This window comes from Arthrobacter sp. BE255, assembly GCF_031457335.1.
GTDB lineage: Bacteria > Actinomycetota > Actinomycetes > Actinomycetales > Micrococcaceae > Arthrobacter.
Genome location: NZ_JAVDWK010000005.1, coordinates 22,046 through 39,899 on the forward strand (window position 1 = coordinate 22,046; position 17,854 = coordinate 39,899).

At 67.7% G+C, this 17,854-nt stretch carries 19 protein-coding genes and 2 riboswitches; of the genes, 9 read left to right on the plus strand and 10 right to left on the minus strand.

The window, feature by feature from the left end:
* Nucleotides 1-15: 15 nt before the first annotated feature.
* The 3 genes from J2X42_RS10490 to J2X42_RS10500 form a co-directional block, all read right to left on the minus strand.
* Nucleotides 16-279 (minus strand): DUF4235 domain-containing protein, encoded by a 264-nt coding sequence (locus J2X42_RS10490; RefSeq protein ID WP_310164850.1) that lies wholly within the window; start codon nt 277-279, stop codon nt 16-18.
* Between the two features lie 120 nt (nt 280-399).
* Nucleotides 400-2,556, minus strand: a complete 2,157-nt coding sequence (locus J2X42_RS10495) for a hypothetical protein (protein WP_310164852.1) — start codon at nt 2,554-2,556, stop codon at nt 400-402.
* 149 nt (nt 2,557-2,705) lie between these two features.
* Nucleotides 2,706-3,248, minus strand: coding sequence for a heme-degrading domain-containing protein (locus J2X42_RS10500; RefSeq protein ID WP_310164854.1), 543 nt, complete (start codon nt 3,246-3,248; stop codon nt 2,706-2,708).
* A gap of 57 nt (nt 3,249-3,305) precedes the next feature.
* Nucleotides 3,306-3,448: riboswitch (TPP riboswitch) on the plus strand.
* Between the two features lie 64 nt (nt 3,449-3,512).
* Between J2X42_RS10500 and J2X42_RS10505 the strand changes: the two genes are divergently transcribed.
* The 4 genes from J2X42_RS10505 to J2X42_RS10520 all read left to right on the plus strand — a co-directional run bounded on the left by J2X42_RS10505 (nt 3,513) and on the right by J2X42_RS10520 (nt 7,893).
* Nucleotides 3,513-4,133, plus strand: a complete 621-nt coding sequence (locus J2X42_RS10505) for an ECF transporter S component (protein ID WP_310164856.1) — start codon at nt 3,513-3,515, stop codon at nt 4,131-4,133.
* Nucleotides 4,133-5,677 (plus strand): ATP-binding cassette domain-containing protein, encoded by a 1,545-nt coding sequence (locus J2X42_RS10510; protein ID WP_310164858.1) that lies wholly within the window; start codon nt 4,133-4,135, stop codon nt 5,675-5,677. Before J2X42_RS10505 ends, J2X42_RS10510 begins: the two co-directional genes overlap by 1 nt.
* Entirely contained in the window at nt 5,674-6,468 is a 795-nt protein-coding gene (locus J2X42_RS10515) for an energy-coupling factor transporter transmembrane component T (protein ID WP_310164860.1), read from the plus strand. Before J2X42_RS10510 ends, J2X42_RS10515 begins: the two co-directional genes overlap by 4 nt.
* 126 nt (nt 6,469-6,594) lie before the next feature.
* Nucleotides 6,595-7,893 (plus strand): sugar ABC transporter substrate-binding protein, encoded by a 1,299-nt coding sequence (locus tag J2X42_RS10520; protein WP_310164862.1) that lies wholly within the window; start codon nt 6,595-6,597, stop codon nt 7,891-7,893.
* Nucleotides 7,894-7,934: 41 nt separating this feature from the next.
* Here J2X42_RS10520 and J2X42_RS10525 read toward each other — a convergent pair whose 3' ends face one another.
* A complete protein-coding gene (locus J2X42_RS10525) occupies nt 7,935-8,759 on the minus strand; it encodes a hypothetical protein (protein WP_310164863.1) in 825 nt (274 codons plus the stop codon).
* Nucleotides 8,760-8,939: 180 nt separating this feature from the next.
* Here J2X42_RS10525 and J2X42_RS10530 point away from each other — a divergent pair, with 180 nt between their 5' ends.
* Together J2X42_RS10530 and J2X42_RS10535 are read left to right on the plus strand one after the other, a co-directional pair.
* A complete protein-coding gene (locus J2X42_RS10530) occupies nt 8,940-10,463 on the plus strand; it encodes a UDP-N-acetylglucosamine 1-carboxyvinyltransferase (RefSeq protein ID WP_310164865.1) in 1,524 nt (507 codons plus the stop codon).
* A 152-nt stretch (nt 10,464-10,615) separates the two neighbouring features.
* On the plus strand, nt 10,616-11,845 hold the full coding sequence (locus J2X42_RS10535) for a glutamate--cysteine ligase (RefSeq protein ID WP_310164867.1): 1,230 nt from the start codon (nt 10,616-10,618) through the stop codon (nt 11,843-11,845).
* Here the strand turns inward: J2X42_RS10535 and J2X42_RS10540 are convergent.
* Both J2X42_RS10540 and J2X42_RS10545 read right to left on the minus strand, forming a co-directional pair.
* On the minus strand, nt 11,842-12,387 hold the full coding sequence (locus J2X42_RS10540; RefSeq protein WP_310164869.1) for a hypothetical protein: 546 nt from the start codon (nt 12,385-12,387) through the stop codon (nt 11,842-11,844). The genes J2X42_RS10535 and J2X42_RS10540 overlap by 4 nt on opposite strands.
* 198 nt (nt 12,388-12,585) lie before the next feature.
* A complete protein-coding gene (locus J2X42_RS10545) occupies nt 12,586-13,209 on the minus strand; it encodes a LysE/ArgO family amino acid transporter (RefSeq protein WP_310164871.1) in 624 nt (207 codons plus the stop codon).
* A 69-nt stretch (nt 13,210-13,278) separates the two neighbouring features.
* Between J2X42_RS10545 and J2X42_RS10550 the strand changes: the two genes are divergently transcribed.
* Nucleotides 13,279-14,181, plus strand: a complete 903-nt coding sequence (locus tag J2X42_RS10550) for a LysR family transcriptional regulator ArgP (protein WP_310164873.1) — start codon at nt 13,279-13,281, stop codon at nt 14,179-14,181.
* Between the two features lie 81 nt (nt 14,182-14,262).
* Nucleotides 14,263-14,604: a DUF1905 domain-containing protein gene (locus J2X42_RS10555; protein ID WP_310164875.1), complete on the plus strand. Its 342-nt coding sequence runs from the start codon at nt 14,263-14,265 to the stop codon at nt 14,602-14,604.
* Here the strand turns inward: J2X42_RS10555 and J2X42_RS23395 are convergent.
* The 4 genes from J2X42_RS23395 to J2X42_RS10570 form a co-directional block, all read right to left on the minus strand.
* Nucleotides 14,516-15,037, minus strand: a complete 522-nt coding sequence (locus J2X42_RS23395) for a methyltransferase family protein (RefSeq protein ID WP_396134061.1) — start codon at nt 15,035-15,037, stop codon at nt 14,516-14,518. The genes J2X42_RS10555 and J2X42_RS23395 overlap by 89 nt on opposite strands.
* 87 nt (nt 15,038-15,124) lie before the next feature.
* On the minus strand, nt 15,125-16,333 hold the full coding sequence (locus J2X42_RS10560; protein WP_310164879.1) for an O-succinylhomoserine sulfhydrylase: 1,209 nt from the start codon (nt 16,331-16,333) through the stop codon (nt 15,125-15,127).
* Nucleotides 16,334-16,744: a rhodanese-like domain-containing protein gene (locus tag J2X42_RS10565; protein ID WP_310164881.1), complete on the minus strand. Its 411-nt coding sequence runs from the start codon at nt 16,742-16,744 to the stop codon at nt 16,334-16,336.
* A complete protein-coding gene (locus tag J2X42_RS10570; protein ID WP_310164884.1) occupies nt 16,741-16,998 on the minus strand; it encodes a DUF1737 domain-containing protein in 258 nt (85 codons plus the stop codon). Before J2X42_RS10570 ends, J2X42_RS10565 begins: the two co-directional genes overlap by 4 nt.
* Nucleotides 16,999-17,011: 13 nt before the next feature.
* Nucleotides 17,012-17,127, minus strand: a riboswitch (SAM riboswitch).
* Between the two features lie 107 nt (nt 17,128-17,234).
* Between J2X42_RS10570 and J2X42_RS10575 the strand changes: the two genes are divergently transcribed.
* The gene (locus J2X42_RS10575; protein WP_310164886.1) at nt 17,235-17,738 is read left to right on the plus strand and encodes a hypothetical protein; all 504 of its coding nucleotides are present in this window, start codon (nt 17,235-17,237) and stop codon (nt 17,736-17,738) included.
* The last annotated feature ends 116 nt before the right edge of the window (nt 17,739-17,854 follow it).

Below are 17,854 nucleotides of genomic sequence, written 5' to 3' on the forward strand. Positions count from 1 at the left end.
GCTTCTGCTTGCGGCCTAGACGATGTCCTGGCTCTTCGCGAACCGGGTGATGGCACGCTGGGTGCCGCGGTTGGCGAGGACCTGGATGACGGCACTCACCGAAGCGGAGATCAGCGCGAACGTCAGTGCCGAGCGCAGCGTTGTGGGAACATCGTCCTTTCCGCCCTTCGGCGGCTTGTTGCCGGTGGTCTTTTCCCAGATCGCGTCTACGGCCTTGGTGCCGGCGAATCCGGCCAGCAGGCTGATGCCCGTGCCCAGCAGCTTGATGAATAAGTTCATTCCGGTGCCTCCTTGCGTCTCGAATTCAGGACTTCCCCTAGCCTAGCGGCATCGGCTGGCCCGGCCGACAGCGCCAGGGCCGCCCGGGGGCCACGCCACGGTCACCCCGTGGCTTGCCGCCTAGGGCGCCGGCACCAGGCCTTCCCAGGCCACCGTCCAGCCGGCCGGGAAACCCGGGGCGTGCCGGTCCGGCCCGCCGTCCCAGCCCGCCGCCATCAGGGCGACGGCGGCCAGCAGCCCGCCGTTTCCGGGCAGGTAGAGGGGGAGGGAATCCGTCTGCCGGTTGTGTCCGTTGGGCAGCGCAGTGTTCTTCCCGGCGCCTTGCAGGAGGGCGTCGATGGCGGTCTCCGGGTCGTCGAGCCGGGCTGCGGTCATGGCCATCACCGGGTAGTCCCAGCCCCAGGTGCTGTCCCAGTCCCAGTCGGCGAGGACGTCGGCGAGTGTGGCGCGCATGGTCTCCGGGTCGATGAGGTCTGTCTGCGGCAGCACCCCCAGCGCACACAGCATGGAGGGGTGGTCCGTGCGGATGGTGAAGGGCTCGACGTCGATCGCCGCGTAGACGCCGTTGACGGTCCGCGGCCGGACCATGCCGTCCGCAACGGCCTTCCAGTCCTCCCGCGGATCCAGGCCCAGGCGTTCGCGCCAGGCGTTGGCGGTGCGGAGGGCCCACTGCCAGTACGCCAGTTCGAAGGTGGGGTTGGTGACGGTGCCGCGGACGGACTCATAACTTTCCTGCGCCGGGATCAGTGGAGGCCCAAGCTCGAAGCCGCGGGCGGTGGGGTGCGCGAAGCTGGCCATGAACGTGGCCGTTTCGAAGACGATCTCCGCGAATTCCTCCAGCAGTTCCCGGGACGGCCCGGCCCGGTAGGCAAGCTCGGCCAGGTGGATGGGGTGCGGCTGCTGCCAGATCAGGAAGGTGCCGATCGGACTGGGGCTCTCGCGCCCGTCCGGGCCTACCTGCTTGGGCCAGCGGACGCCGTCGAACCCCTGCGCCTTGGCCGTCTGCCGGGCCGGTTCCAGGATGGTCCCGTACCAGCGGAGGCTGGGAAGCAGCAGTTCCGTCCGGTTCCAGTGCGCGAAATGCGCGGCGTGCCACCAGTGCATTTCCAGGTGGAAACGGCCGCGCCAGGAATTGCAGACCAGCCCTGTTTCCTGTGGTGGCAGCGAGCCGGCGCAGTTGATCGCGGTGAGGTACTGGGAGAGGACGATCCTGCGTTCGAGTTCCGTCGCGCGGGGGTCCGGTGTGCCGTTCAGCTCGACGGCGCCGCCGGACTGCCAGAATTTCGGCCAGTGGGCGCGGGAGGCCTCGACGACGGCGGTTCCGGAGTCCGGCCCGGGCAGCCCGCCGGTGCCGCGCAGGACGCAGTCGCCCTGGCCCGTGCTGGTGAACTGGACCGCCAGGTCCAGGACGTCCTGTCCGCCTGCCGGTCTTAGCATCAGTTCGTGCGGGCCCGGCTGGTCAAGGCGGAGGCACTGGCCGGACACCGTGACCTGGTACCCCGATCCATCCAGGCCGCGGTCCACGGTCCACAGCTGTTGGCCGGTCCCGGTGCCGGCGGGTCCCGCCAGCCTGGTGGTGTGGGCATCGGGCCGGTTCCAGTCCGCTGCGTCGTGCCAGGCGTCGGAACCGTAAGGAAAAGCGACGGTGACCACGAGGCCTTCTTGAAGGGCCGGGGACTCCACGACCAGGCCCACCTGGTCCCGGTCCGGATGGCAGGCGGTGGTGACCTTGACCGAGTGGCCCCGGAGGCTGAAGGTGCTGGTGACTGTCCCGGTCCAGAGATCCAGGGTCTGGGCGGGGTCGACGACGTCTGCCGGCACGAGCGGCCGCGCCCCGCCTGCCATCGGGTCCGGGTCCGCCCACGCAAACCCGATCCGGCCCAGGTCCAGGCGGTGCGGGTTGGCCCGGAGCCAGGTTTCAGCACGGGAGGACCCGGTTTCCTGCCCGTCCACGATGTCGCCCACCATATCCACGTAGGGGACCGGGCCGCGGGGGGAATCGTAGAGGACCGTGGAACCGGCCAGGCCGTAGTGCTCTGCCGCGGGAAGGGAGTGCCAGCCCCACTGGGACTGCGTGCCGAGCAGCGTCCCGGGCGGAAGTTCGCTGCGCGCGCCCACGGGGTACTCGGCCGGGAAGGTTTGCAGCCCTGTGAGGTCCACCGTGAAGCAGAACTCGCCGTTGCCCACGGACACAGGGCTGCGGGGGTCAAGGTTCCGCTGTTCCACGTTGTGGCGGCGGACCAGGGCTTCACGGTCGATGGTGTGCTGGCTGCGCATGGGCACGCCCTCCTGAGGCTGTCGGCTCCGGCTGCTGCTTCCACGGCTGTTTCCTCGGCGAGAAAACGCTTTCCGGAGCGATTCAATCTTTGTGGCATCCGGAGCAGGTGTCAACCGCCAGGTTCAGGACGGCCGGCTGCCGGCCAGGCTCACTCGGCGCGCATGGAACCCAGGATTTCGCGCAGGGCCTCCACCACGAGGTCGTGGTCCTGCTGCTGCGGCAGTCCCGAAACGGTGACGGTGGCCACCGCACCCACGCCGGCCACATACACCGGGAACGAACCGCCGTGCGGGGCGTAGGTGGTTTCGTCGAACCAGCCGTGGTCCTCAATCCGGCCGCCGTGCAGCCGGCCGCGGAGGCCCACCAGCAGCGACGGCACCTCATACCTGGCCGCGGTCCGCTGCTTGGCCCGGATCCAGTGCTCGTTGTCCGGGGTTGCGCCGTCCAGTGCCACATGGAAGAGCACCTGGTCGCCCTTGGTTATGTCGATCGCGATGGGAAGCCGGCGCGTCTTTCCCAACTCCACCAGGAGAAGCCCCAGGTTGAGGGAGTCGTCCTTGCTGAAATGCGGGAACTGCAGCTCGCTGATCTCGGCTTCGATCCGGCCGATCAGGGCCTCGAGCAGGCCCGCCGGCTGGGGCACGGTCGAATCGGGATTGAAGGCAGTCACAGTCGGGTTATTGGCAGTCATGGCCCACAATCTACCGCCCCTGCGGTGTAAACTGGACCACGCCCATCAGGGCAGATTATTCAACGACAGGGGAGCGCCGCCGTCGGGCATCACTGGCATTGCCAGGGAACCGCAGGTGGGCGCTGAGAGTGCGGGACAGCCGCAGACCCTCGAACCTGATCCGGCTAGTACCGGCGCAAGGGAGTCGAGTTCTCGAAGTGTGCGGCAGCCGGCATCCAGCCGGTCGCCGGGACACTTTCCCCTCCTGTTCCCCAGGAGGATCACATGAGTACTGCAGCAATCAAAAAGACCGGCAACACCTGGCGCATCGTGGACATCGTGGTGGCCGCCCTCATCGCCATCGCCGGCGGCGTGATCTTCTGGGCCTGGTCCCAGGGTGCCGCCGCTGTTTCGCCGCCCATGAACGCCGTCTACCCGCCGCTGACCGGCCTGATCGCCGGCGGCTGGATGATCCCGGCCGTGCTGGGCATGCTTGTCATCCGCAAGCCGGGCGCCGCCCTCTTCTGCGAAACGGTGGCCGCCATGGGTGAACTGATCATGGGCTCGCCATACGGCGCCTCCGTGCTGTTCTCCGGCTTCGTCCAGGGCCTCGGCGCCGAAATCATCTTCGCGGTCTTCGTTTACAAGAAGTTCAACCTGCCCGTATCGCTGCTGGCAGGCGCCGCTGCCGGACTCTTCTGCGGCCTGAACGACTCCTTCGCCCCCTGGGGCTGGAACATCGCCTACGCCGGCGGTGACAAGCTCGCGTACATCGTGTTCACGGCCATCTCCGGTGCGGTCATCGCCGGCGCCCTGTCCTGGATCGCCACCCGCGGCCTGGCCAGGACCGGCGTACTAAGCTCCTTCGCGTCCCGCAAGGCAGCGACGGAGCCTGTCTTCTCCTGATGCCCGCAGCTCACGACGGCGCCGCATCCGCCGCGGTGCGGCCCGCCGCCGTCACCGCCCGCGGCTGGGGCTGGCGACACGCCGGCCGGTCCCGGCCCGCGGTCCGCGCCCTGGACCTGGACATCCGGCCCGGGGAGCGGGTGCTCCTGCTTGGCCCTTCAGGCGCCGGCAAGTCCACGCTGCTGCATGCCCTCGCCGGGGTGCTGGGGGACATTAACGACGACGGCGAGGCCGGCGATTCCGACGAGTCCGGTTCACTGCTGATCGACGGCGCGTCCCCGCGTGAACGGCGCGGCCGCGCCGGGCTGATGCAGCAGGACCCCGAAACGCAGGTGGTTCTCTCCCGGGTGGGCGACGACGTCGCCTTCGGCGCCGAGAACCTCGCCGTGCCCCGCGACGAAATCTGGACGCGCGTGCACGAGGCGCTTGACGACGTCGGACTCTCCCACCTGCCGCTGGACCACCCGACGTCGGCCCTCTCCGGCGGGCAGAAGCAGCGCCTGGCGCTGGCCGGCATCCTGGCCATGAGGCCGGGCCTGATCCTGCTGGACGAGCCCACCGCCAACCTGGACCCCGCGGGCGTGCTGGAAGTCCGCGACGCCGTGGGCCGCTGCCTGGACAAGACCGGAGCCACGCTGGTTGTGGTGGAGCACCGGGTGTCCGTCTGGAAGGACCTGGTGGACAGGATCGTGGTGCTGCAGCCCGGCTCCGCGGCCGATCCCGCGGTGCTGCTCGACGGGCCGCCGGACCAGGTCCTCGCCGAGGCGCGCAACATGCTGATCGCCGCGGGTGTGTGGGTGCCGGGCTTTGTCCCCGCCACCCGCAGCCGGGTTTCCGGCGGCACCGGCGATCTCCTCCTGGCCGCCGAGGACCTGGCCGTTTCGCGTGAACGGCCCCGCCGCCGGCGCTTCAAAACCATCCCGCCGGTGCCTGTCCAGCAGGACATTTCGGCGCAGGTCCGGGCAGGGCAGGCCCTCACCATCACCGGGCCCAACGGCACCGGCAAGTCCACGTTTGCGCTGACCCTCGCCGGGCTGCTGGCTCCGGTCGGGGGCAATGTTTCGGCCACCGTGGATCTGAGCCGGGGGGCCGGCATCGACCCTTACAAGTGGAAGGCCGAGCAGCTGATTGCCCGCATTGGAACCGTCTTCCAGGAACCGGAGCACCAGTTTGTCACCGGCAACGTCCTGGACGAGCTGATGTTCGGGCCGCGCCATGTGGGCCACGGCGAGGAACGCGTGGATGAACTCCTGGAGCGGCTGCGGCTGACCGAGCTCGTGGACGCCAACCCGTACACACTCTCCGGCGGTGAGAAGCGGCGGCTGTCCGTGGCCACCGTGCTCGCCGCGCATCCGCAGGTTCTGGTCCTGGACGAGCCGACCTTCGGCCAGGACGCCAACACTTGGGCCGAGCTGGCCTCCTTCCTCTCCGAACTGCTTGACGCCGGCACCGCCGTGGTGTCCGTGACGCACGACGCCGAATTCAGTGCAGTCCTGGGCGGCGCCGAGCTCCGGCTCGGCACCACCGAGGCGGTGGCCCCATGAGGCAGGAACTGACCCTTGCGGGAAACCGGGCCCTGCTGACCCGGGCCAATCCGCTGAGCAAGTTCGCCGCCGTCGTTTTTATGACCGTGGTGCTGGCGCTCTCCATCGACTGGGTGTCCGCCTCCGTGGCCCTCGTCTGTGAGCTGCTGCTGTTCCCGCTGGCCGGGCTGACGCTGACGCTGCTGTGGCAGCGCGGCTGGCCGCTGATCCTCGCCGCTGCCGTGGGTGGCTGGAGCACCTCCATCCTGGCGCCGGACAGCGGAAGGACACTGCTCGACGTCGGCATCTGGTCCATGAGTGAAGGCTCGCTCGAGCTGGGTCTGGGCTTTATGCTTCGCGGCCTGGCGATCGCGCTGCCGGCCGTCCTGCTCATGAGCTGCACCGACCCCACGGACCTCGCCGACGCCCTGGCCCAGAAAGCCCGGCTGTCGCACCGGTTTGTGCTTGGCACGCTCGCGGCCATGCGGCTGGTGGGCCTGATGGCCGAGGAATGGCAGACCATCGGCATGGCCCGGCGCGCCCGCGGCGTGGGTTCGCGCGGCAACCCGCTGCAGCGGCTCAAGGCCACGCTGGGCCAGAGCTTCGGGCTCCTGGTCCAAGCCATCCGCCGGGCGTCGCGGCTCGCGGTCACTATGGAGGCGCGCGGCTTCGGCGGCGGGGACCGGACCTGGGCGCGAGAATCCACCTACAGCCGGCTCGATGTGTTGGTCCTGGCCGGCGGGGCGCTGATGGCCGCCGCCGCGGTCGCCGCAGCGGTGTGGGCCGGGACCTGGAGTTTCGTCGGCGGCTAGTCCTGCGGCCAGGCGTCCGTGCGCAGGAACCCCTGCTGCGGAACCTCTGCACAGCAACCATTGATCTTCCTGAAACATCTTGATAGTTTCGGGAAATCGGTTTCTAAGCAGAAGGTCGTGTACCCAATGGCGCGTAACAACATCCGCAGAGCCCGCAAATCCCTGGCTGTCCTGACAGCTGTGGCACTCCTTGGCCTCACGGCCTGCTCCAGCGGTTCCTCGAACCAGGCGGAGTCCGGCCCCGTCGAAATCCGGTTCTCGTGGTGGGGCAACGCCACCCGGGCCGAACTGACCAACAAAGCCATCAAGGCCTTCGAAGCTGAAAACCCCACCATCAAGGTCAAGCCCGAGTACGGGGACATCGGCGGCTACTTCGACAAGCTCGCCACCCAGGTGGCGGCCAATGACGCGCCGGACGTCATCACCATGGGCGGCGCCTACCCGGCCGAATACGCCAACCGCGGGGCACTGCTGGACCTCTCCAAGGTTGACGGGCCGCTGGACCTGTCCGGCTTCGATGAAGGTGCCCTGCAGAACGGACAGGTGGACGGCAAGCAATACGGCGTCTCCACCGGCGCCAACGCGCTCTCCATCGTGGCGAACCCGGCAGTCTTCCAGGCCGCCGGGGTTCCCGTGCCGGATGACAGCACCTGGACCTGGGAAGACTTTGCCCGGGTCGCCGCGGACGTGACTGCCAAGAGCCCCCAGGGCACCTACGGCACCGCGACCGTCCTGACCCACGACTCCCTGGACGCCTTCGCACGCCAGCGCGGCGAATCCCTCTACACCAGGGACGGCCAGCTGGGGCTGGAGCAGGACACTGTCCGCGACTACTTCGACTACTCCCTGAACCTGAGTGCAACGCGTGCGGCGCCGAGCGCCTCGGAAACCGTGGAAAAGCTCAACGTCAGCACTGAACAGACCCTCATGGGCATGGGCAAGGCCGCCATGATGCTGACGTGGAGCAACTCGCTGACAGCACTCAGCAAGGCATCCGGCGCCGAACTCCAGCTCCTGAAGCTGCCGGGCGAGTCGCCCACGCCCGGAATCTGGCTGCAGTCCTCGCAGTTCTACACGATTTCCGCCCGGAGCAAGCACGCCGAAGCCGCGGCGAAGCTGGTCAACTTCCTGGTCAACAACGAAGAAGCCGCCAAGGTGGTCCAGAGCGACCGCGGCGTGCCCAGCAACCCGGAGATGCGGGCGGCCATCCAGGATCTCCTGACGCCGCAGGGCAAGGCGGAAGCGGCCTACGTGGACGAGATCGGGAAGCTGAAATTCGCGCCCACCTTCATTGGCCCCACCGGCTCGACGGCGGTCGCGGAGATCACCGCCCGGATCAACACCGAGGTGCTCTTCAAGCGGCTGACGCCGGAGAAGGCCGCCGAACAGTGGATCAGCGAGAGCAAGGCTGCCATCGGCAAGTGAGGCGCCCGCGTGGCTCCGGGTGACTCGGGGGCTTCAGGCGCCTAGATGCAGGAGTAGTCGTAGTCGAATCCCCTGGACACGACCTGGGTGAGCGTGACCTTGCCGCCGGCGGTGAGCGGGGCATTGGAGCAGTTGGCCTTGGCCCCCGTTGCGGTGCGGGCGCCTGCCAGCCAGCTGGGCAGCGTGTACAGGTTGCTTGTGCTGCTGACAGTGCCCACGATCTGTCCCCACTGGTAACCGGTGGAGTAGATGCCGACGTCGGCCCGGATGCTGTGGAAGAACTCGGTCATGCCTTCAAGGACCGCACGGTTGGCGGTCTTGTCGCTGGAGGACCAGGAGTTGCCGGTTTCCACGTCCAGCCACCAGAGGTAGCCGTCAGGGTTGCGTACTCCGCGGATGTTGGCGTCGTCGTAGGCCTTGGCGTAGCCGTACATGTAGGAGCACGCGGCACCCACATCGCCTGCCGTGCACTGCCCGTAGGGGTTGTACACAGCAGTCCCGGCCGGATATTTATTGTTGGTGGGCCACCATGAGCCTGCCGTCCCCGGGTTGGCGGTATTGACGTACAACGCGACCTGCGGCTGGCCGGTGAGCCCGGCAGTGGTCCCGGCCCACGCCAGCTGCTCTTTCAAACACGGGTTGGTGGTGTTGGCCAGGCCGTTGTTGACGCCCACAATCCCGAATGCCGCACCTTTGGGAAGGGCTTTGTTGCACTGCGGCCAGGACACGTCGTTACCCAGCAGCAGAGGGGCGCCGTCTTCGGGCGGCGGGGCCGCGGCGGCCGCGGGTCCGAACACCAGCGCAAGGACCATCAACCACAGCGCGCAGGCCGCTGCGAGCCCCGTTCGCGTCGCGGCCCTGTGCATGGGTGACCTTCCTGGCAGCCCGGAGGGCCGCTCTTTTCAGTGTCCTCCGCGTACTTGGCGCGGGTCAAGGGAACCGGTCAGGCGCATGGTGCTATCGCATGAAGTGGGTATTGTGTGAGATTCGATGCGTTGCAGTGCCAATATGCCAGAAAATTAGCTCATCCGTGATATTTTTTTGGTATGACTCAGGAAACTGCCGAACATGTTGCCGCCACACTCCGGGACGCCCGCAGCCAGAAGGGCTGGACCCAGGGGCAGTTGGCCGCCGAGCTCGGAACCAGCCAGAGCGCCGTCGCACGGATGGAACAGGGGAAGCAGAACCTGAGCCTGAAAATGATCCAGCGGCTGGAAACGATTTTCGGGCACAGCATCGTCAAGGTGGGCACCTCCCAGATGACCCATCTGCGGGTCGAGGGTGGTCGCACGCTGTCCGGGGCGGTGGATGTGAACAGCAGCAAGAACGCCGGCGTCGCGCTGCTTTGCGCCAGCCTGATCAACCGCGGCACCACGGTCCTGCGCCGGCTGGCACGGATCGAGGAGGTCAACCGGATCGTGGAGGTGCTGACCAGCATCGGCGTCGAATGCACCTGGCTCAATGACACCGACCTCCAGCTCCGCCGGCCGGCGGTCCTGGACCTGGATGCCATGGATGTGGAGGCCGCCCGACGCACGCGCAGCGTCATCATGCTCCTGGGCCCGCTCCTGGACGAGTCCGCAGGATACCGGCTCCCGTATGCGGGCGGCTGCGACCTGGGTACCCGCACGGTGGAGCCGCACATGCAGGCACTGCGCCAGTTCGGACTCTCAGTGGAGGCGACCGCCGGTTTCTACGCCGTGCAGGCGCCGCTGGCGGACGACCTCGACCGCTCCTTCGTCCTGACCGAACGCGGCGATACCGTCACCGAGAACGCCATCATGGCCGCTGCGCACCGACGCGGCACAACGATCATCCGCAACGCGAGCCCCAACTACATGGTCCAGGACCTCTGCTTCTACTTGGAGATGCTGGGTGTGAAGATCGACGGCGTGGGCACCACCACGCTGAAGATCACCGGCCTGCCGCTCATCGACGTCGACATTGAGTATTTCCCGTCCGAGGACCCGATCGAGGCGATGAGCCTGATCACGGCCGGAATTGTCACGAACTCGGAGGTGACCATCCGCCGGGTCCCCATCGAGTTCATGGAAATTGAGCTGGCGACGCTGGAGCAGATGGGTCAGCAGCTGGAGGTGTCCGGGGAGTACATGGCGCGCAACGGCCGCACCCGGCTGGTGGATGTGACCACCAAGCCGTCCGAGCTGAGGGCGCCGGAGGACAAGATCCACCCGATGCCGTTCCCCGGCCTGAACATCGACAACCTGCCGTTCTTTGCAGTGATCGCGGCCAACGCCGAGGGCCAGACCATGATCCACGACTGGGTCTACGAGAACCGGGCCATCTACCTGACCGAGCTGAACAGGCTGGGCGCCCAGGTGCAGCTGCTGGACCCGCACCGGATCTACGTCAAGGGCCCCACCAAGTGGCGCGCGGCCGAGGTGGGCTGCCCGCCGGCCCTCCGCCCCGCCGCCTGCCTGCTGCTGGCCATGCTCGCGGCCCGCGGTGTGTCGGAGCTGCGGAACATCTACGTGATCGAGCGCGGCTACGAGGACCTGGCCGAGCGGCTGAACACCATCGGCGCGAAGATCGAGTACTTCCAGGACTAGCGCGAACGTACACTTGCGGCCCCGCCGCCCGGCGCGAACGTACAGATAATGACCCCTCCCCACGGATTTGAGGGTGTTATCTGCCGGTTCGCGCTTCGTCATGATCGGCAGTAACCCGGCCAACCCGGCGGGCGTTGAAGCACAATATAAGCATGCGAACATTCGGCGTCGAGGAAGAGCTCCTGATCGTTGATCCGGAAACCGGGGCGCCCCTTGCCCTGGCGGATGCCCTGCTGTCCGGCCGGCGGCTGGCCGCCGATGACGCCCCGGAAGATCCGCACGCGCTGGTGACCAAAGACAAGACCGTTTACGACGACGACGAGATGGGCTTGAGTGCCGAGCTGAAGCTTGAGCAGATCGAGACGCAGACCCGTCCGTGCCTTGAGTACTCCGAGCTGCTGCCGCAGATCCGGGCGGGGCGGCTGCTCGCTGACCAGGCGGCGCTCAAGAACGGCGCCAGGGTGGCCGCCCTGGCCACATCTCCGCTCGGTTCCACGACCCACACCACCCCGGATCCCCGCTACGCGCGGATGCTGGAGCGGTTTGGCCTGACGGCGCAGGAGCAACTGACGTGCGGTTTCCACGTCCACACCTTCATCGAGTCGAAGGATGAGGGTGTGGCGGTGCTGGACCGGATCCGCGACAAGCTGGCCGTCCTCACCGCCCTGAGCGCCAATTCGCCGTTCTGGAACGGCATGCCCACGGGATTCGAAAGTTACCGCACGCAGGCCTGGAACCGCTGGCCCACGTCGGGCCCGTCCGGCATTTACGGCACCTATTCCGCTTACCGGCGGGTGGTGACGCGCCTGCTGGACAGCGGCGTAATGCTCGACGAAGGCATGCTCTACTTTGACGCCCGGCTGTCCCGGAACCACCCTACCGTGGAGGTCCGGGTGGCCGATGTCTGCCTGCGAGCGGAGGACGCCGCCCTGATCGCCGTCCTGGTGCGGGCATTGGTCGAATCGGCCAGCCGGGAATGGCGCGACGGCGTAGAGCCTGCCCCGGTGCCGACGGTCCTGCTCCGGATGGCTGCATGGCAGGCGAGCAGCAGCGGCCTGAGCGGCGAACTCTTGGATTTCGGCACCTTCCGGCCCGCGCCGGCCGTGGATGTGGCACGTTCCCTGGTGGATTACCTGGCTCCGGTCCTCGCCGAACAGGACGAACTGGCCCTGGCCCGGCAAGGCGTTGAGGACATTATCGCCCGGGGCACCGGCTCGGCGGAGCAGCGCCGGGTCCGGGACACGGCCATGGAAAAATCAGCGCCCGACGACGGCGGGCTGGCGGCCGTTGTCTCCCACGCCGTGGGCGTCACGATGCGCGGAACCTCCGGGCTGCCTGAGGTTGATGAGGCCCCCGAACTGCTGAGGGTGCGCCAGTCCTAAGTTTCCCGGCCCTCTTCGTCCGGCGCCGCCGGTTCTTCGTAGCGCATCAGCTGGGCACCTACTGCACCCTCCACAAGGTAGAAGACGAACGGCGGGATGTCCTTCGCCCCTGCCAGGATGGCGCCGAAAGCGGTGGCGCCTGTGACCGCGGTGATACCGGTCCACGGCTTCAGCGGCAGCAGCAGGAGGCCGGCCCCAAGGGCAGCAAGGGCGCCGACATGCAGTACCGAATAGGTCAGGAACGGCCAGTTGGCGCCCCGCCTGTAGGCGAACCTCTCCAGGTCCGCCGCACGGTTCGCGAGGGATACGACGAACAGCGGTGCGCCTGCAACCAGGGCTGCTGCTGCGCCACTGGCCATGGTTTTTGCGGGGCCGGGCCTGAGGGCCTGCGCGAAGCGGACGAATCCGACCGGTACGGCCGCAGTGCCTGCCGCCGCCAGGAACTGGCCAACGATCCAGGGTCCGCGGCTGCGCTGGAGCATCGCCAGCCTGGTGGCCGGGTCCTTGGTGGCGTGGACCATCCCCACAAAGGAAATCCCCACACCCCAGCAGGTACCCGCCGCAACGATTAGCGCTCCGGCCTTCCGATACGGCCTGTTCCCCTGCATTGCCTGTTTTCCCTGCATGGCTGGCTCCCGGTCTGGCGGATGCGGTGGCCCAGCACCATCGCGGTGGTGAGCATGAAGTTACGCCGCAGCGCCGCGGCGGTCAACGGGCAGGAGACCGCCACGTTCCAGGCTTCAGGCACCCGCCGCCAGCCGCAGTCCCAGTGCCAGCATCACGACGGCGATCAGGCCGTCGAGGAGGCGCCACGACGATGGCCGTGCGAAGAACGGACGCAGGATCCGTGCGCCGAATCCGAGCGCGCTGAACCACGTGATGCTGGCGGCCATGGCCCCGGCCCCGAACCACCACCGCAGGTCCGGCGCCTGCTGGTTGGCCACCGAACCGAGCAGCAGGACGGTGTCCAGATAGACGTGTGGGTTGAGCCAGGTCAGGGCAAGCACCGTGGAAACCGCTGCCCCGGCCCGGAGGGCTTTCTGATGTCCCGAGGCCCTCAGCGCGCCCGGGCGGATCGCCCGCCGGGCCGCCATGGCGCCATAACCCACCAGAAACGCCGCGCCGGCGTAGTGGGCCACCTCCACCACCACTTGGTTCGCGTCAATCAGTGCCCCGATTCCGGCGATGCCGGCGGCGATCAGCAGCGCATCGGAGACGTTGCAGACCAGTACGACGGCGGCCACATGCTCTCCGCGGATGCCCTGGCGCAGCACAAAGGCGTTCTGGCTGCCGATGGCCACGATGAGCGCCAGTCCCGTGCCGAAGCCGAGCACAGTGGGGGCCACAAGTTCAGTCAGATCCATATCGTCCAACGTACGGGCGGCCGTAAGATTACTCCAGCTAAATATTCTAAGGACTATTAAGGAAAGCTAATGAAGACATTTCAGCTGGAGCAGCTGCGGACCTTCGCCGCCGTCGTGGATGCGGGCACCTTCGAGGCGGCGGCCCGGAGCCTGATTGTCACGCCGTCGGCTGTGTCCCAGAGGCTGAAGGCAATGGAGGATGCAGCCGGACAGATCCTGCTCCAGCGAACCAACCCTGTCCGTCCCACCACTGCCGGGGAAGCGGTCCTGCGGTTCGCGCGGCAGGTCCGGCAGCTGGAGTGGGATGCCCTGCGCGAGCTCGGCGACGGCGGGGACGGGCCAACTGCTCCCATTCCCCTGGTGGTGAACGCCGACTCGCTGTCCACGTGGTTCCTGCCGGCGCTGGCAAGCCTTCCCCCGGACGCCGGCGCGTACTTTGATCTTCGAATGGAGGATGAACAGCATTCCACGCAGCTCCTGCGTACCGGAACGGTGATGGCCGCCGTGACCGCAACCCCTGAGCCTGTCCAGGGCTGCAGCGTGGAACCGCTGGGTGCCCTGAGGTACTACGCCGTGGCCAGCCCCGGCTACGTCCGCCGCTGGTGGCCGGACGGGCCGGACCTCACGGCCGGAAGCCTTGCCCCCGTCATGAATTTTGACCGCAAGGATGACCTGCAGGGCGGATTCTTCCGCCAGCTGACCGGGGCGGAGCTGACCGCACCGCGGCACTACGTCCCGTCGTCGGCCGAGTTCGCCCAGGCCATCCGCCTGGGACTGGGGTGGGGACTGTTGCCGGAGCAGCAGTGCCTGCCCGACATCCGGACCGGGGCGCTGGTGGGACTGGCACCGTCCGATCCTGTGGATGTCTCGCTGTTCTGGCAACGGTGGAAGATCGACTCCCCGGCGCTCAACGAACTCACCGCCGCAGTCCGGCAGACGGCGTCCCGTCAGCTCCGCCAGCCTGGAGCCTGACATGCCGCGCCTGACCTGCCGTGCCTGACCGGGCCACGGTCGAAGGATGCGTCGGGAAAGGCGCCATGCCATACTCAGGCCGTGACGTCGTCGTACTCGTTCCGTGCCGAATTGTGGCTCTACCCCGAAGAAGCGGGCTGGCACTTCCTGACCCTTCCGGCGGACGTGGCCGACGATCTCCGCGAGGAAGCGGCAGTGTTCCGGAAGGGCTTCGGCTCGATCAAAGTCACAGCCGAAATCTCCGGCCACACATGGCAGACGTCGGTCTTCCCGGACAGCAAGAGCGGCTCCTACCTGCTGCCCGTCAAGAAGGCCGTCAGGACCGCGGCCCGCATCAGCGCCGGGGACGAAGTGGCAGTGCGGCTGGAAATCGAGCACGAAGGTGCGGCCCATACCGGTGCACCGACTGACGGTACCGGCTGAACTCCGCCGGGAAGGTTGCCTCCAGCAGAGCCTCCTCCCGGAGTACTTCACGGTGCACCGCGGCGGACGCGACCGGAAGGGCAGCCGTCGTCCAGGCGTCATTCCGCAGCAGCCCCACGCCCAGGTGAACCAAGGCCCAACGCATGTACATGGGGTTCCGGGAGAGGCCATAGGGGCCCGAAGTCACTAGGCCATCGGGAGTGGCCAGGCGGGTGCTTCGGGCGGCGTGCCAGGCCCACAGGATGAGCGCCACTCCGCTGGCCAGGGATGCCCCTCCGGCCAGGCGCAGAAGAATCGACGGCGGGCCGGAGGCCGGCACGAGGGGGCGCGGTGCAATCCGCTGCAGAATCACTCCGGCGGCGATTCCCGCGAGGTTCTGTTCAGGCAGCGGGATGTTGGAGAGCAGCCGGACCAAGTCCAGGCGTGCAGTCATCCGGTCACCGCCTAACTCCGGCGCGAACGTGCAGTTAAGGCCCCAAAAGCGCTGGAAACGGGGCCTCAACTGTACGTTCGCGCCAAATCAGATCTGCTTGAGCGCCTGTTCCAGGTCACCGATGAGGTCGTCCGCGTCCTCCAGGCCCACGGACAGCCGCACCACGCCGTCGCTGAGCCCGATGGCGGCGCGGCCTTCGGGACCCATGGCGCGGTGCGTGGTGGTGGCCGGGTGGGTGATGAGGGACTTGGCGTCGCCCAGGTTGTTGGAGATGTCGATGATGCGCAGCGCATCCAGCAGCGCAAAGGCGGCGTCCTTGCCGGAGCGCCCGGGCGTCGTCGCAAGCTCCAGCGTGAGGACGGTGCCGCCGGCCTTCATCTGTTTGGCGGCGAGCTCGTACTGCGGGTGGGATTTCAGCAGCGGGTACTTGACCCAGCTGACGGCCGGCTGCTGTTCGAGCCATTCGGCCAGCCGCAGTGCGGTGGCGGAGGAGTGGTTGACGCGCAGCGCCATGGTTTCCAGGCCCTTGGTGAGGACCCAGGCGTTGAAGGCGGACAGCGAAGGGCCGGTGTGGCGCATCAGCTGCTTGACCGGGCCGTCGATGAATTCCTTGGTCCCCAGGATGGCCCCGCCCATGACCCGGCCCTGGCCGTCGATGTGCTTGGTGCCGGAGTAGACAATCACGTCCGCGCCGAGCTGGCCGCAGCGCTGCAGCAGGGGGGTGGCAAAGACATTGTCGACGACGACGGTGGCGCCGGCGGCGTGCGCGAGTTCGCTGACAGCGGCGATGTCCACGATTTCCTGCATCGGGTTGGACGGCGACTCGAAGAACACCGCGGTGGTGGGCTCTGACAGGGCGGCGCGCCACTGCTCCAGGTCGGTCCCGTCGACGAACACCGTCTCCACGCCCCAGCGCGGCAGGATTTCGTTGAGGATCACAAAGCAGGAGCCGAACAGCGAACGGGCGGCAACCACGCGGTCGCCGGCGGCGAGCAGGGCGCCGAGTGCGGTGAACACGGCGGACATGCCGGACGCCGTGGCGAAGCACGCCTCGGTTCCCTCAAGCAGGCGGAGGCGTTCCTGGAACGTGGCGACTGAGGGGTTGCCGTACCGGGAGTAGACGAAGCGTTCGTCCTCGCCGGTGAAGGCGCGCTCGGCGGCGGCAGCGGATTCGTAGACGAATCCGGAGTTCAGGAACACCGGCTCGGTGGTCTCCTGGAAGTTGGTGCGGTCCAGCCCGCCGCGGACTGCCTGGGTGTCAGGGCTCCAGCCGGCGGCATCTTCGTTAAAAGTCACTTAGTTCTTTCCCAGGTTGGTTGGCAGGCCGCGGTTCTTCCAGCCGTTGACGGTGCGCTCGCCGTAGCGGTCCGGCTCGCCTTCGAAGCCCTCCAGGACGTTGTAGGAGGTGAAGCCGGCCTGTGTCGCAGCATTGGCGGCCGCGATGGAACGCTGGCCGGAGCGGCAGATGAACAGCAGTTCGGTGCCGTTGTCCTCCGGCGCCTGCTGCGTGAGGTCCGTGATGAAATCCGGGTTGGGAATGCCGCCGGGGAACGTCCACTGGATGAACAGGGGATCGTTTTCGGTGGCCTTGGTGTCCGGGATGCCGATGTGCGCCCACTCACCCTCGGTGCGGACATCCACCAGGATGGCGCCCTGCTCCAGCTTGGCCCAGGCTTCCTGCGGGGTCAGGTCTCCGGCGTAGCTCACGCGTGGCCCTCGCCGTCGAACTCGAGGTCTTCCACTGCCGTGGCGACGGCGGCGTCCGCACTCGCGATGGCGGCGGGGAGGATGAGTGCCTGGGCGACAATCACCTGGCCGCCGTTGGAGGTGGCGGCGGGGCTGCCATGCAGCACGTAGCCCTCGGCAAGAGCGGTGGAAATCCGCTCGCAGAAATTACGGTCGTCCGGCCCTGTAATGAGCCGGTACGACAGTTTTTCTTCAGGGGCAGGTGCGTCAGACACGACGGATCTCCTTCTCTCACGCTTGCAGCTCGAATCGGTCGATATGCCGAGTATTCACCTGAGGCACCCCGCCGCGAAAGGGAGGGTTGCCGACCGGCCAGTCAGGGCTTGGCGCCGGTTCTCATTACTCCCCAAAAACGTAACACTTGGGCCGTCCGGCCGCACCGCCGCCGTCGTCATGTTCCGTAACCAACACGTGCTTCCCACCGCCGGCAACCGGACGGGACAATCAATCCATGGGGAAATCACGGCGGGAACCGGCCGCATTCGCGGGTCTGCGGACGGCAGCGGCGATCCTCGCTGGGGCCGCCGTGGCCCTGGGCCTGGGCGGCTGCCGGGACGTCTTCGCGCCGCCGCCGTGCATGCCGCCCGCGTACACCGTGACGCCGTCGGAGGTTAGGCCTGGTGCCGAGGTCACGGTCCGCGCGCCGGACACCACCTGCGGTGCCCGTTACGGCCGGGACGCGCAAGTCCAGGTGACGGTCCGGGATGCGGCACGGGCGGTGGTGCTGGAGGCGCTCGCTCCGATGACCGACGACGGCGGCTTCACCTTTGTGTTCACCGTCCCGCCTGCGACGGCTCCCGGAGAGGCCGCCGTGATGGCGTATCCGTACAACCTGGACTGGTGTGACGACACCGGCGTCAACAACCGGGCAGGGGCCGGGGACCGGACCCTTGTGCTGGTCTCGTGTGCCGAGCGATCGGTGCCGCTGGTGGTCCTGGATGGTGCGGCGCCCTAAAGCCAGGCTGACCAGCGCGAATGTCATGACGGGTATCCCGGACGGAACGCGGAGACCGATAGAGTTTGGCACGGGTGCAGGGCACCATCACTAAAGCGCAGCCGTCCTTGGGGGTC

Bases quoted from the DNA above. Each gene is read 5' to 3' on its own strand.
- J2X42_RS10490 (WP_310164850.1), bottom strand. From the start codon at position 279: ATGAACTTATTCATCAAGCTGCTGGGCACGGGCATCAGCCTGCTGGCC.
- J2X42_RS10495 (WP_310164852.1), bottom strand. From the start codon at position 2,556: ATGCGCAGCCAGCACACCATCGACCGTGAAGCCCTGGTCCGCCGCCAC.
- J2X42_RS10500 (WP_310164854.1), bottom strand. From the start codon at position 3,248: ATGACTGCCAATAACCCGACTGTGACTGCCTTCAATCCCGATTCGACC.
- J2X42_RS10505 (WP_310164856.1), top strand. From the start codon at position 3,513: ATGAGTACTGCAGCAATCAAAAAGACCGGCAACACCTGGCGCATCGTG.
- J2X42_RS10510 (WP_310164858.1), top strand. From the start codon at position 4,133: ATGCCCGCAGCTCACGACGGCGCCGCATCCGCCGCGGTGCGGCCCGCC.
- J2X42_RS10515 (WP_310164860.1), top strand. From the start codon at position 5,674: ATGAGGCAGGAACTGACCCTTGCGGGAAACCGGGCCCTGCTGACCCGG.
- J2X42_RS10520 (WP_310164862.1), top strand. From the start codon at position 6,595: ATGGCGCGTAACAACATCCGCAGAGCCCGCAAATCCCTGGCTGTCCTG.
- J2X42_RS10525 (WP_310164863.1), bottom strand. From the start codon at position 8,759: ATGCACAGGGCCGCGACGCGAACGGGGCTCGCAGCGGCCTGCGCGCTG.
- J2X42_RS10530 (WP_310164865.1), top strand. From the start codon at position 8,940: ATGACTCAGGAAACTGCCGAACATGTTGCCGCCACACTCCGGGACGCC.
- J2X42_RS10535 (WP_310164867.1), top strand. From the start codon at position 10,616: ATGCGAACATTCGGCGTCGAGGAAGAGCTCCTGATCGTTGATCCGGAA.
- J2X42_RS10545 (WP_310164871.1), bottom strand. From the start codon at position 13,209: ATGGATCTGACTGAACTTGTGGCCCCCACTGTGCTCGGCTTCGGCACG.
- J2X42_RS10550 (WP_310164873.1), top strand. From the start codon at position 13,279: ATGAAGACATTTCAGCTGGAGCAGCTGCGGACCTTCGCCGCCGTCGTG.
- J2X42_RS23395 (WP_396134061.1), bottom strand. From the start codon at position 15,037: ATGACTGCACGCCTGGACTTGGTCCGGCTGCTCTCCAACATCCCGCTG.
- J2X42_RS10575 (WP_310164886.1), top strand. From the start codon at position 17,235: ATGGGGAAATCACGGCGGGAACCGGCCGCATTCGCGGGTCTGCGGACG.